The sequence below is a fragment of the Brevundimonas vancanneytii genome (assembly GCF_901421975.1).
In the GTDB taxonomy this organism is placed as follows: Bacteria; Pseudomonadota; Alphaproteobacteria; order Caulobacterales; family Caulobacteraceae; genus Brevundimonas; species Brevundimonas diminuta.
In genome coordinates this window covers 1275896-1288552 of record NZ_LR588407.1, presented here as the reverse complement: position 1 = coordinate 1288552, position 12657 = coordinate 1275896, and the positions used below count along the sequence as shown (strand labels likewise).

At 66.9% G+C, this 12657-nt stretch carries 10 protein-coding genes; 5 read left to right on the top strand and 5 right to left on the bottom strand.

Going from position 1 to position 12657, the window contains the following annotated elements; all coding sequences use genetic code 11:
- The first annotated feature begins 66 nt into the window (after nucleotides 1-66).
- The 3 genes from FGL25_RS06295 to FGL25_RS06285 all read left to right on the top strand — a co-directional run bounded on the left by FGL25_RS06295 (nucleotide 67) and on the right by FGL25_RS06285 (nucleotide 5835).
- On the top strand, nucleotides 67-2403 hold the full coding sequence (locus FGL25_RS06295) for an ATP-dependent helicase (RefSeq protein WP_138141262.1): 2337 nt from the start codon (nucleotides 67-69) through the stop codon (nucleotides 2401-2403).
- Complete coding sequence (locus tag FGL25_RS06290) at nucleotides 2400-3647, top strand: O-antigen ligase family protein (RefSeq protein WP_046654157.1); 1248 nt, start codon at nucleotides 2400-2402, stop codon at nucleotides 3645-3647. Before FGL25_RS06295 ends, FGL25_RS06290 begins: the two co-directional genes overlap by 4 nt.
- Before the next feature lie 88 nt (nucleotides 3648-3735).
- On the top strand, nucleotides 3736-5835 hold the full coding sequence (locus FGL25_RS06285) for a DNA topoisomerase IV subunit B (RefSeq protein WP_197733806.1): 2100 nt from the start codon (nucleotides 3736-3738) through the stop codon (nucleotides 5833-5835).
- A 47-nt stretch (nucleotides 5836-5882) separates the two neighbouring features.
- Here FGL25_RS06285 and FGL25_RS06280 read toward each other — a convergent pair whose 3' ends face one another.
- The 3 genes from FGL25_RS06280 to tig all read right to left on the bottom strand — a co-directional run bounded on the left by FGL25_RS06280 (nucleotide 5883) and on the right by tig (nucleotide 8682).
- Complete coding sequence (locus FGL25_RS06280) at nucleotides 5883-6425, bottom strand: cytochrome b (RefSeq protein WP_138141261.1); 543 nt, start codon at nucleotides 6423-6425, stop codon at nucleotides 5883-5885.
- 104 nt (nucleotides 6426-6529) lie between these two features.
- Nucleotides 6530-7171 carry an ATP-dependent Clp protease proteolytic subunit gene (locus tag FGL25_RS06275; RefSeq protein ID WP_003165321.1) on the bottom strand — a complete coding sequence of 214 codons (642 nt, stop codon included), beginning with the start codon at nucleotides 7169-7171 and terminating at the stop codon, nucleotides 6530-6532.
- Between the two features lie 167 nt (nucleotides 7172-7338).
- Nucleotides 7339-8682, bottom strand: coding sequence for a trigger factor (gene tig / locus FGL25_RS06270; RefSeq protein ID WP_138141260.1), 1344 nt, complete (start codon nucleotides 8680-8682; stop codon nucleotides 7339-7341).
- A 172-nt stretch (nucleotides 8683-8854) separates the two neighbouring features.
- Between tig and FGL25_RS06265 the strand changes: the two genes are divergently transcribed.
- Nucleotides 8855-9556 carry an MBL fold metallo-hydrolase gene (locus tag FGL25_RS06265; RefSeq protein ID WP_128720201.1) on the top strand — a complete coding sequence of 234 codons (702 nt, stop codon included), beginning with the start codon at nucleotides 8855-8857 and terminating at the stop codon, nucleotides 9554-9556.
- Between the two features lies 1 nt (nucleotide 9557).
- Here FGL25_RS06265 and FGL25_RS06260 read toward each other — a convergent pair whose 3' ends face one another.
- Nucleotides 9558-9854, bottom strand: coding sequence for a hypothetical protein (locus tag FGL25_RS06260; protein ID WP_138141259.1), 297 nt, complete (start codon nucleotides 9852-9854; stop codon nucleotides 9558-9560).
- A gap of 185 nt (nucleotides 9855-10039) precedes the next feature.
- Here FGL25_RS06260 and FGL25_RS06255 point away from each other — a divergent pair, with 185 nt between their 5' ends.
- On the top strand, nucleotides 10040-10273 hold the full coding sequence (locus FGL25_RS06255; RefSeq protein WP_003165326.1) for a general stress protein: 234 nt from the start codon (nucleotides 10040-10042) through the stop codon (nucleotides 10271-10273).
- Nucleotides 10274-10350: 77 nt separating this feature from the next.
- On the opposite strand, the gene egtB is transcribed toward FGL25_RS06255, so the two are convergent.
- Nucleotides 10351-12513, bottom strand: a complete 2163-nt coding sequence (gene egtB, locus FGL25_RS06250) for an ergothioneine biosynthesis protein EgtB (RefSeq protein WP_138141258.1) — start codon at nucleotides 12511-12513, stop codon at nucleotides 10351-10353.
- Between the last annotated feature and the right edge of the window lie 144 nt (nucleotides 12514-12657).

Genomic DNA, 12657 nt, shown 5'->3' with positions numbered 1-12657 from the left:
CTTATGTTCTCCCATTCAGATTCCGGCGGCTCGCCCGCCTGTCCCGCCGCCTGAGTATCCGCCCCTGTGACTGACCTGCCCGCTCCCCGCATTTCCGACCTCGCCCGCGCCCAAGCTCCGCAAGGCGCGGCGGCCGACTATCTGTCGGGCCTGAACCCCGAGCAGCGCGAGGCGGTGGAGACGACCGAGGGGCCAGTGCTGGTGCTGGCGGGCGCCGGCACAGGCAAGACGCGCGTCCTGACCACGCGCCTGGCGCATATCCTGGCGACGGGCCGGGCCAAGCCGTGGGAGCTGCTGGTCGTCACCTTCACCAACAAGGCCGCGCGCGAGATGCTCGAGCGGATCGGCCATCTGATCGGCCCGTCGTCCGAGGGGTTGCGCTGGCTGGGCACCTTCCACTCGGTCGCGGCGCAGATCCTGCGTCGCCATGCGGAACTGGTCGGGCTGAAGTCCAGCTTCACCATCCTGGATACGGACGATCAGGAACGGCTGCTGAAGCAGCTTCTGGAAGCGGCCAACATCGACACCAAGCGATTCACGCCCAAGTCGCTGGCCCATATGATCGACCACTGGAAGAACCGCGGCTGGACGCCCGACAAGCTGCCGCCGGGCGAGGACTTCGCCAACGGCAAGGGCCCGGCGCTGTACGCCGCCTATCAGGCGCGGCTGGCGACGCTGAACGCCTGCGACTTCGGCGACCTGTTGCTGCACAACATCACCATCCTGTCGAAACATGCTGATCTGGCGGAGGAATATCGCCGCCGGTTCCGCTATATCCTGGTGGACGAATATCAGGACACCAACGTCGCCCAGTATCTGTGGCTGCGGCTGCTGACCTCCTCGACCGGCAATGTCTGCTGCGTCGGCGACGACGATCAGTCGATCTACGGCTGGCGCGGGGCCGAGGTGGACAACATCCTGCGCTTCGAGCGTGACTTCCCCGGCGCCAAGGTCATCCGGCTGGAGCGCAACTATCGCTCGACCAAGCACATTCTGGGGGCGGCCTCGGCCCTGATCGCGGCCAATCAGGACCGGCTGGGCAAGACCCTGTGGACCGAGGACGACAGCGGCGACAAGGTGCGGGTGCGCGGCGTCTGGGACGGCGAGGCCGAGGCCCGCCTGATCGCCGACGAAATCGAAACCGCGCGCAAGCAGGGCATGAATTACAAGGACATGGCTGTTCTTGTTCGCGCGTCATTTCAGATGCGGGCGTTTGAAGAACGCTTCCTGATGCTGGCCATTCCCTATGTCGTCATCGGCGGGCCGCGCTTCTTCGAGCGGGCGGAGATCCGCGACGCCCACGCCTATCTGCGGCTGATCCAGTCCGAGGACGACGACCTGGCGTTCGAGCGCATCGTCAACGTTCCCAAACGCGGCATCGGCGACACCAGCGTCCAGAAGATCCTGCACATCGCGCGCGAGAACGGCGTCTCGGCCATGCGGGCGGTGCGCCACCTGATTACGACGGACGAGCTTCAGGCGCGCACCCGCACGCCGCTGGCCAACTTCGTGCGCGATCTGGACCGCTGGCGCGACCTGATGGCCATGGGCACGCCCCACTGGCAGGTGACGGAGACCCTGCTGGACGAGAGCGGATACACCGCCATGCAGAAGGCCGACCGCACCAGCGGCCAGACGCGCTTGGACAACCTGAAGGAACTGACCCAGTCGATGCAGTCGTTCGAGACGCTGCAGGCCTATCTTGAGCACGTTTCGCTGGTCATGGATCTGGAGCGCCGCGACGAGAACGCCGACGGATCCGGCTCGGTGCAGATCATGACGCTGCACGGCGCCAAGGGGCTGGAATTCCCGCTGGTCTTCCTGCCGGGCTGGGAGGAAGGCGTCTTCCCCAGCCAGCGCAGCATCGACGAGAAGGGCGTGAAGGGCCTCGAGGAGGAACGCCGCCTGGCCTACGTCGGCGTCACCCGCGCCAAGCAGGATGCGCGCATCAGCTTCGCCGCCAACCGCATGGTCTACGGCCGCTGGACCTCTCAGCTGCCCAGCCGCTTCGTCGATGAACTGCCCATCGCCCACGTCGAGCCCCAGTCGGACACCGGCTATTACGGCGCCTCGACCGGGATGAAGGAGGCCAAGAGCCGCTGGGACGACGCCCCCTCCTTCGGCGGCAGCTATTCCAGCCCCGGCTGGAAGCGCGCCCAGACCTATACCGCCGCCCAGACTCCCAAGCCCGCCTATGCCCGCCGCGCCGTGATCGAAGGCGAAGGCCGCCTGATCGCCACCGCCGATCCCAAGGCGGCGTCCGGCTGGTCGCGCGGCGACCGCGTCTTCCACCAGAAGTTCGGCTATGGTCAGGTGCGCGCGGTGGAGGGCAACAAGCTGGTGGTCAGTTTCGACAAGGCGGGCGAGAAGAAGGTCATCGACACCTTCGTGGAGAAGGCGTGAGGGGGGCGATCGCTCCTTCACGTCATGATCCCGACGCTCCCACCCTGTGGGAACAGGCGGCCGCAGGCCTGATCCTGGCCCTGTTGTCCGGCGCCCTGCTCGGCCCGATCTTCGCGCCGAACCAGGAAGAGACCCCAGTGCTGCGGCTGGTCTGGCCGCCGATCTATCTGGTGATCCTAGGGCTGGTCGGGTTTCGCGCGCGGCGAATGGCGGCGGCCTGGCCCGCCTTCATCCCCCTATTGCTGATGGTCGTCTTGGCGCTGGCGTCCAGCCTGTGGTCCCAAGCGCCGGATGTGACCGAGCGGCGGGTGTTGGCCCTCGGGCTGACCGGGATCTTCGCCGTCTATCTGGGCGCGGCCTTTCGCGGGATCGCTCTGCCCCGGATGCTGACCGCGACGTTTCTGGCGTTGGGGCTATGCAGCCTGATCGCCGTCTTCGTCTTTCCAGGGTTCGGCGTCCACCATGCGGCCAACGCCGGCCTGTGGCGGGGCGTCTGGTACGAGAAGAACCAACTGGGCATGGTCATGACGCTCGGCCTGATCGCCGCTTCGGCCCTGCTGGCCGCGCAGACGGACCAGCGTGACCGCCGTCTGGCGCTGGCCGCCCTGGCGGTCTGCACCCTGGCCCTGCTGGGGTCGCAATCCAAGACCGCCCTGATCATGGCCATGCTGGGCGGCGGCCTTGTTCTGCTGTGTCGGCTGATCCGACGCATGGGGCCGGTGTTCGGCGTCGTCGCCGTATGGTGCATGGGCGCGGCCCTGGTCGGCGGCCTGTGGGCATGGAGCGAGTTCTCCGTCGAAATCCTGGCCCTGTTCGGCAAGGATCCCAGCCTGACCGGCCGCACCGAAATCTGGGACGCCATCGCCCGCATGACCGAGCGCAGGCCCTGGCTGGGCTATGGCTACAGCGCCTTCTGGCTGCCGGACTCGGAGCCGATGGAGTGGATCCGGCATGAGACAGGCTGGCGCGTGCCGTCGGCCCACCAAGGCTGGCTGGACCTGCGCGCTGAGTTGGGCTGGGCGGGCGTCGGCCTGGTCGGCGCCGTCGTCGCCGTGACCTCGGCGGCCGTTCTGATCCGCCTGACCGGCCTGGGACGGCGCGAGGGATACTGGAGCCTGGCCTGGCTGGCGGCCTTCCTGCTGCTGAGCCTGTCGGAAAGCGTGCTGATGAGGCACCAGGATTTGCCGTGGACCCTGTTCATGGCGCTGATGGCGCGTAATCTGATCCCGGACCGAGCGCCCTGATCCCTGATCCGCCGAACTGACGCGGGCCTTGCCCCCGCCGTCTTCGAAGCCTACCAGACCCTGCCCCGAATCGCCGCAAAATGCCCTGATGGACGACCTGTTTTCCAACCTCGACGACGCCGAACCGGCCAAGCCCGCTGCCCCCGCGCCCGCACCCGCTGCGGCGACGCCTCCGGTCGCGCCCCAGCCGGCGCCGGCCCCCGTGCATCAGCCCAAGGTCGAGCTGACGTCCCACGCCAGCGCCGCGACGGCGGCCGCCACCGGCTATTCCGCCTCCTCGATCGAGGTGCTGGAGGGACTTGAGCCCGTTCGCAAACGCCCCGGCATGTACATCGGCGGCACCGACGAGCGCGCCCTGCACCACCTGTTCGCCGAAGTGCTGGACAACGCGATGGACGAAGCCGTCGCCAAGCACGCCAAGCTGATCACCGTCGATCTGGACGCCGAGGGGTATCTGTCGGTACGCGACGACGGGCGCGGCATTCCGGTCGACCCCCACCCCAAGCACCCCGGCAAGTCGGCGCTGGAAGTCGTCATGACCGTGCTGCACTCGGGCGGCAAATTCTCGGGCAAGGCCTATGAGACCTCGGGCGGCCTGCACGGCGTCGGCGTCTCGGTCGTCAACGCCCTGTCGGAAAGCCTGGACGTCACCGTCTGGCGCGACGGCTTCGAGTGGCGCCAGTCCTTCAGCCGCGGCCATGTGCAGGCGCCGATCCAGCAGGTCGGCCCCTCGAAGAAGAAGGGCACCCTGATCCGGTTCAAGCCGGACGAGCAGATTTTCGGCGTTGGCGCGACCTTCAAGCCCGCGCGCCTGTTCCGCATGACGCGGGCCAAGGCCTATCTGTTCCGTGGCGTCGAGATCCGCTGGACCTGCGCGCCGGAGCGCATCACCGACCAGACGCCCGCCCAGGCGACGCTGCACTTCCCCGGCGGCCTGGCCGACGCCCTGGCCGAGCGCGTGGGCGAACTGGAGACCGTCACCCCCGTCTTCGCCGGACGTGTAGAGCGCAAGGGCGAAGCCGGCGCGCTGGAATGGGCCGTCACCTGGTCGCCGATCGGCTTCGGCGACGCCGACAGCTTCATCGCCTCCTACTGCAACACCGTCTCGACCCCCGACGGCGGCACGCATGAGGCGGGCTTCCGCGCCGCCCTGGTCAAGGGTCTGAAGGCCTATGGCGAGCTGATCAACGAGAAGCGCGCCGCCCAGATCACGGCCGAAGACGTCATCGCCAATGCGGGCGCCCTGATCTCGGTCTTCATTCGCAACCCGGAATTCCAGGGCCAGACCAAAGACCGCCTGTCCTCGCCCGAGGGACAGCGCCTGACGGAACAGTTGCTGCGCGACCCCTTCGACCACTGGCTGACCGAAAGTCCGAAACAGGCCAACGCCCTGCTCGGCTTCGTCATCGACCGCGCCGAGGACCGCCTGCGTCGCCGCAAGGACAAGGAAGTCCAGCGCGCCGCCGCCACCCGCAAGCTGCGTCTGCCCGGCAAGCTGTCGGACTGCAGCCGGCAAGCCGCCGAGGGCACCGAACTGTTCATCGTCGAGGGCGACTCGGCCGGCGGCTCGGCCAAACAGGCGCGCGACCGCACGACCCAGGCCATCCTGCCCCTGCGCGGCAAGATCCTGAACGTCGCCTCGGCCACGGCGGACAAGCTGCGCGCCAACGTCGAACTGACCGATCTGATGCTGGCGCTGGGCGTGCAGGCGGGCAGCCGCTTCAGCGTGGACGACCTGCGCTATGAGCGCGTGGTCATCATGACCGACGCCGACGTCGACGGCGCCCACATCGCGGCCCTGCTGATCACCTTCTTCTACCGCTCCATGCCGGACCTGATCCGTCAAGGGCGGCTCTACATGGCCCTGCCGCCGCTCTACCGGATTTCGGCGGGTCCGCTGTCGGAATACGCCCGCGACGACGCGCACCGCGACGAACTGCTGGCCACGACCTTCAAGGGCAAGAAGACCGAGATCGGCCGGTTCAAGGGGCTGGGCGAGATGATGGCCTCTCAGCTGAAAGAGACCACCATGGACCCGAAAAAGCGGACCCTGGCCCGCATCGCCCTGCCCGCCAGCGAGGAAGAGATCGAGGATCTGGTGGAGCGCCTGATGGGCCGCAAGGCTGAGGCTCGCTACAACTTCATCCAGGAAAACGCCCGCTTCGCCCAGGCCGACCTGGACGTCTGATGACGTCTTCCGCCGTCGCCCTCTCGGCGACGGCGGACTGAACCACCCTAGCCGACCATCCGACCGACAGTATCGTCCTTCCAGATGAAGCGGTGGACCAGCACCATCAGGATGTGCCCCGCGATGGCCGCCAGCAGCAGCCAGGCCAGCAGGCCGTGGGCGGCGTTGGCGGGCGCGGTCATCCACGGCACCTCGGCCCAGCCGCCCTCGATCAGGCGCACGCCGAACACGTCCAGCGGCTTGCCCGATCCATACTGCCGCAGCAGAGCCAACGCCGGAACGATCAGCATCAAGGCGTAGAGCGCCAGATGTCCGAGCTTGGCGGCCAGGCCCCAGAAGCCGCCGCCGGGCGCCGGGCGCGTCTTCATGTTGTACAGGCCCCACAGGGCGCGCACCACGATCAGGGTCAGCAGGATCACGCCGATCCCCTTGTGAGTCCCGACCCAGAAGGCGGTGATCGGCGCCTTGCCGACGATCTCCTTCACCGCCATGCCGGCGAACTGCCACGCCAGCAGCAGGGCCATGACCCAATGCAGCCCGCGCGTGACGGCGCCATACCGGAAGCCGTCGTCTCTCCACTGCGTCGCCATGAAGCGCCCCCCTTCGCTGGAAACGAATTTCAAACACGATTCGAGGCGGAATCCGTCGCCGAATCCCGCCTCGTAAATTGTCGCAGCCGAAGCGCGTTTAAAGCTTAGGGAGCCTTAACGCCGTCGTCGTCGGCCTGGGTGCGCTTGTCATAGACGTGGTCGACGATGCCCCAGGCCTTTGCTTCCTCGGCCGTCATGAAGTGGTCGCGGTCCAGGGTGCGCTCGACCTCTTCATAGGTACGGCCGGTGTGCTGGACGTAGATCTCGTTCAGGCGGCGCTTGGTGGCGATGATGTCCTCGGCGTGACGCTCGATGTCCGAGGCCGTGCCGCGGAAGCCGCCCGAGGGCTGGTGCACCATGACCCGCGCGTTCGGCAGGGCGATGCGCTGGCCCGCTTCACCGGCCGTCAGGATCAGCGACCCGGCCGAGGCGGCCATGCCCATGACCACGGTCGAGACCGGCGACTTGATGTATTGCATGGTGTCGTAGATCGCGAGCGCCGAAGTCACCTGACCGCCGGGGCTGTTGATGTACATGCTGATCTCCTTCTTCGGGTTCTCCGATTCCAGGAACAGCAGTTGGGCGCAGATCAGCGAGGCCATGCCGTCCTCGAACGGGCCGGTCAGGAAGATGATCCGCTCGCGCAGCAGGCGCGAAAAGATGTCGAACGACCGTTCGCCGCGGCTGGATTGCTCCACCACCATCGGCACCAGGTTGTTGGAGATGTAGTCGATCGGATCGCGCATGAAGGCCTTCTCGAATTCAGGGAGGTCACGCGACTCACACGGCGCGCGCCTGTCCCCTACGATATCGCGTTCATGAGGCCTCGGCGCAAGGCGGCGACGGAAAGCAAAATCCCCGCCCCGGAAATCCGGGACGGGGATCGCAAGGCTCATGGCTTGAAGAAGAGAGCTTAGCCCTCGTCTTCTTCCTTCAGCAGTTCTTCCTTCGAGATGGCTTCGTCCTTCACCTCGGCGACCGAGACGATCAGGTCGACGACCTTCTCTTCATAGATCGGCGCGCGCAGCTGGGCGGCGGCGTTCGGGTTCTGGCGGTAGAAGTCCAGCACCATCCGCTCCTGGCCCGGGTAGTTGCGGGCTTCGGCCATGATGGCGTTCGACAGTTCCTGATCCGAGACGCCGACGTTGTTGGCGCGGCCGATTTCAGCCAGCACCAGACCCAGACGTACGCGGCGCTCGGCGATCTTCTTGTACTCGGCCTTCAGTTCGTCTTCCGACTTCTTGGCGTCTTCTTCCGGCAGCTGGCCGGCGTCCTTGTCGGCCGAAACCTGGGCCCAGATGCCTTCAAACTCGGCGTCGACCATCTTCGGCGGCAGCGGGAAGTCGTGGCCTTCGTCCAGCACGTCCAGCAGGGCGCGCTTCAGCTTGAAGCGGGTGGCGCCGGCGTACTGCTGGTTCAGGTTGGACTTCAGCAATTCCTTCAGCTGGTCCAGCGACTCCAGGCCGATGCGCTTGGCGAACTCGTCGTCGATCTTCGATTCGACCTCAGCCTTGATGGCCTTGACGGTGACGTCGAAGGTCGCGGCCTTACCGGCCAGGTGCTTGGCCTGGTACTCTTCCGGGAAGGTCACTTCGATGGTCTTCTCTTCACCGACCTTGGCGCCCTTCAGCTGCTCTTCGAAGCCGGGGATGAAGCGGCCCGAGCCGATCACCAGGTCCGCGTCGGTGGCGGCGCCGCCGTCGAAGGCCTCGCCGTCGATCTTGCCCAGGAAGTCGATGGTCAGCTGGTCGCCGTCGGCGGCCTTGACCGTCTTGCCCTTCTTGTCCTCGTAGGACTTGGCTTGCGACGCCAGTTCCTTCAGCGCCTCGTCCAGGTCCTCTTCCGAGGCTTCATAGGTCGGGCGGGTCAGCTTCAGGGTCTTGGGGTCGACCGGGGTGAATTCCGGCATGACTTCCAGCGACATTTCGTAGGCCAGGTCTTCCTGACCGGCGATGACCTTATCCATGTCCGAGGTCAGTTTCATCTCGGCCGGCGCGGCCGGGCGGATTTTCAGCTCTTCCAGGGCGCCCTGGCTGGTTTCGTTCAGCGAGGCGTTGATGATTTCGCCCATGAAGTCACGGCCGAAGGTCTTCTTGACGTGCGAGGCCGGCACCTTGCCCGGACGGAAGCCCTTCAGCTTCATCTGGGGAGCCATTTCCTTGATGCGGGCTTCGAGCTTCTCATTCAGCTCGGCGGCGGGAATGGTCACCGCGATCACGCGGCTGAGGCCTTCGTTCGACTTTTCGACGACTTGCATGGTCGGGTATCTGACGCTCTGTGGCGACGCCACGAAGGCGCGCGGTGGATAAAGCAACAGGGCCGCCCCTTTCGGGAGCGGCGCCTCGGAGCCCGCCCTTATGTCGAGAAGGGGCCGAAACGTCAACGCAACGCGGTTCCTTTGTGGGCATCGGCCCGCTATCTGATGGCCCATGAGCCAGCCTTCAGCCCCCATCGGCGTCTTCGTCACGCCCGTTACGCCGCTTCAGCAGAACTGCACGACGGTCTGGTGCACGCAGACGAAGAAGGCCGCCGTCATCGATCCCGGCGGTTCGGTCGACGCCATTCTGGGCGAGGTCGCGCGGCGCGGTCTGACGCTGGACGCCATCTGGATCACGCACGGCCATCTGGACCATGCCGGCGCCGCCGCCGAGATGCAGGAAAAGACCGGCCTCGACATCGTGGGGCCGCACCCTGAGGACCAGTTCTGGATCGATCTGATTCCCACGCAGGGTCAGAAATACGGCCTGCCCGAGGCCCGCAGCTTCACCCCCACGCGTTGGCTGGACGACGGCGACGTGCTGACGCTGGGCGAGACGAGGTGGGAGGTCTTCCACTGTCCCGGCCACACGCCGGGCCATGTGATCTTCTTCAACCGCGAGGCCCGCTTCGCCCAGGTCGGCGACGTGCTGTTTCAAGGCTCGGTCGGGCGCACCGACTTCCCGCGCAGCGATCATCAGGCCCTGCTGACGGCGATCACCACCAAGCTGTGGCCGCTGGGCGATGACGTCACCTTCGTCCCGGGACACGGGCCGCACTCGACCTTCGGGGCCGAGCGAAGGACCAATCCGTTCGTCTCGGATCAGGCGATGAAGGCGGCGCCCATCGCGCGGCCCGCCTCCGGGCCAGCCTAGTTCAACGCGCAGCCAGAAGGCCGATCAGGACGCCGATCCCCAGGGCATAGAGCGTCATGCGGATCGGCTCGTCGCGAATCGCCTCGCAGGCTTCCGAGCCGTGACGGCGCGCCCAGTCGCGCACCTCGGCCGCATCCTCGCGCACCGCCTGACGCAGGGGGCGCGGCCGGGCGCCCGCCGCCAGAATCTCATCGGCGGCCCCTTCAAGGGTGTCGCTGCGCGTCGAGCGGCCCTCGGTGATGTCCTCAGGCGAAGGCGCGTTGTCGGCGCGGGCGATCGGGTCGTTGGAAACCGGCATGAGCTGAACTCCTGAATTCTGCACTCAGAGCCTCGATGAACCCGTCGGAATCGTCGCGGTTCCGCAGCCGGACGACGCACGCAGCCCCCATTTGTCGAACAGGGTTTTAATCCTTTCTCGGAACCTCCGCGCCGGCGCCGGGTTCTCTTGCGCAAGCGCCACCGTCTACGAAAGGAACATCTGAAATGGCCGAAGGTCAGCCCACCCGCGGCTCCGGTGTTTCCAAGCGAGGCTTCGCCTCGATGGACCCGGAACGTCAGCGCGAAATCGCCCGCAAGGGCGGCGCCAGCGTCCCCAGCGAGAAGCGCAGCTTCTCTCAGGATCGCTCCCTCGCGGCCCAGGCCGGACGCAAGGGCGGCGAAGCGTCCCACGGCGCACGGAACAAGTCCGGGCAGGATACGGCGCCGCCGAAACGCTGATCCTCGCGATCGACTTCAGAACTCTTCGACGGCGTGGGAAACCTCGCCGTTTTTCTTTTTCTGACAGAAGGTTGCGCTCAGCAGGCCAGAAGGGCCAAGGCCACGCGCGGAGCGTCGCTGACCTCGAAGGCTTCGACGCGCCAGCCGGCGGCCTCGGCCAGGGCGCGCACGCGAGCCTCGTCATATTTGCGCGAGTTCTCCGTGTGGATCGTCTCGCCCTGCGCCAAACGGAAGACCAGCTTGCCCAGCCGCACCGTCATGGGGCGAAGGGCCTCCAGATGCATCTCCATCCGCGCTTCAGCCTCATTCCAGACGGCGCGATGAGCAAAGGCGTCCAGGTCGAAGTCCGCGCCCAGGTCGCGATTGGCGCGCGTCAGAACATTCAGATTGAAACGGGCCGTCACCTCCTCGGCGTCGTCATAGGCGGCGATCAGGGTCGAGGGCTCCTTGATCAGATCGACGCCCAGAATGAACAGGGCGTCCGGCCCCAGCATGTCGCGCATGCCGCGCAACAGGGCCTCCGCCGTCTCCGGCGCCAGATTGCCGATGGTCGAGCCGGGGAAGAAGCCGACGCGCCGCCCCTGCCCTGCCTCGGACGGCAGCACGCCCAGATGCTCGAAGTCGCCGACGATCGGCAGCACCTTCAGAGCCGGATAGGCCTGCCTTAGGCGGACCGCCGCTTCTTCCAGCGCCGTGGGACTGATGTCGATGGGAACGTAGGCCGCCAGATCGGGAGCGGCGTCCAGTACGATGCGCGTCTTCTCGCTGGCGCCGGAGCCGAGCTCGACCAGCACGGCGTCGGCGCCGAAGCGTTCGACCCAGTACGGGGCGACCCGGCGCAACAGGGCCGCTTCCTGCCGGGTCGGATAGTATTCCGGCAGGCGGGTGATGGCCTCAAACAACTCGGACCCGCGCGCGTCATAGAACCATTTGGGCGGCAGACTCTTCGGCGATGACGCCAGGCCTGCGATCAGGTCGCGGCGGAAGGCCTCGTGTTCGTCGTCGGTCTCGTCGTACCTGGCGCACTCGCCAGCGTCGGCGAGACGGACGCCCGCAAAGGCCCATCGCTGGTCCGGGTAGAAGAAGTTGCGATAGGTCGGCCGCGCATGTCCCGGCGCCGTGGCGAAGGCGCCGCCGCGCAGCACCATCTGATTGGCCATGAACTTGCCGTTGTACTCGGCCGCCGCGCCCTCGGTCGGACGAAAGCCGGGGTAAGGGCCATAGGCGCTGGCGGTCCACTGCCACGCCTCATTGTCCAGGTTGGAGAAGGCGTCGGGACGGCTGCGGGCGGCGTGCTCCCATTCCGCCTCGGTGGGCAGGCGCCGGCCCGACCACCGTGCGAAGGCGTCGGCCTCGTAGAAGCTGACATGGCGCACCGGCGCGGCCGGGTCGACCGGCCGTCGCCCCGTCAGGGTCATGACCGTCCAGCCCTGCCGTTCCGCTCGACGCCAGTAGAGGGGCGCGGTCCACCCGCGCGACTGAACCGTGGCCCAGCCGTCGCTCAGCCACAGGTCAGGCCGCGCGTAGCCGCCGTCATCCATGAAGGCCAGCCAGTCGCCGTTGGTCGTCAGATCGGCGGCCAGGGCGAACGGCTCCAGCCAGACGCGATGCGCGGGCCGTTCATTGTCGAAGGCGAACCCTTCGGCCGAGACCCCCGTCTCGATCAGACCGCCCTCAAACGCCTGCCAGCCGCCGCGCGCTGGTTGCAAGGGCGCCGCGCGCGGCTCGACATCATAGGCCGCCGGGTCCAGCGGCGAGCGGGACATCAGATGCAGCAGGTCCATCAGGAACAGTTCCTGATGTTGCTGTTCGTGGTTGAGACCCAGCTCGAACAGATAGCGCTCCAACCCTTCCAGCGGAGCTGAGACGTCGGCCAGGCGCGCCTCCATCCGCCGGTCGACCTCGGCGCGATAGGCCATGACCTCGGCCAACGAGGGGCGCGTCATCAGACCTCGCTCATCGCGGCCGATGCGTTCGCCGAGCGCCTCATAATAGGAGTTGAAGACCTCCTTCAGCCGAGGATCGAATGGCGCATAGCCCGGCCTATCCAACAGCATGGTCTCGAAGAACCAGCTGACATGACCAAGATGCCACTTGCCTGGACTGGCGTGGGCCATCGACTGGGCCTGCAGGTCTTCGGCCGACAGCGGCGCGGCCAGAGCAGGCATCACCGCGCGCACGCGGCGATAGCGCTCCAGATCCCCGGCGACGCGCGCCGGTCTGCGCTGCGTTCCGGCCATGTTTCCGCCTGCCCCTGGGTGAGTGTTCGCTGTTGTCACCCCGTAGGAATGCGGCCTGAGACGAGGCGGTTCCGCATGGCCAGAACCCGTCTGTGCGCGCCTTCACAGTCCCGTTCCACAGGAACAGTCGCAGCCAGGCGGCGT

Coding starts and splice junctions, on each gene's coding strand:
- FGL25_RS06285 (WP_197733806.1), top strand. CDS start 3,736: ATGGACGACCTGTTTTCCAACCTCGACGACGCCGAACCGGCCAAGCCC.
- FGL25_RS06275 (WP_003165321.1), bottom strand. CDS start 7,171: ATGCGCGATCCGATCGACTACATCTCCAACAACCTGGTGCCGATGGTG.
- FGL25_RS06260 (WP_138141259.1), bottom strand. CDS start 9,854: ATGCCGGTTTCCAACGACCCGATCGCCCGCGCCGACAACGCGCCTTCG.
- egtB (WP_138141258.1), bottom strand. CDS start 12,513: ATGGCCGGAACGCAGCGCAGACCGGCGCGCGTCGCCGGGGATCTGGAG.
- FGL25_RS06265 (WP_128720201.1), top strand. CDS start 8,855: ATGAGCCAGCCTTCAGCCCCCATCGGCGTCTTCGTCACGCCCGTTACG.
- FGL25_RS06280 (WP_138141261.1), bottom strand. CDS start 6,425: ATGGCGACGCAGTGGAGAGACGACGGCTTCCGGTATGGCGCCGTCACG.
- FGL25_RS06255 (WP_003165326.1), top strand. CDS start 10,040: ATGGCCGAAGGTCAGCCCACCCGCGGCTCCGGTGTTTCCAAGCGAGGC.
- tig (WP_138141260.1), bottom strand. CDS start 8,682: ATGCAAGTCGTCGAAAAGTCGAACGAAGGCCTCAGCCGCGTGATCGCG.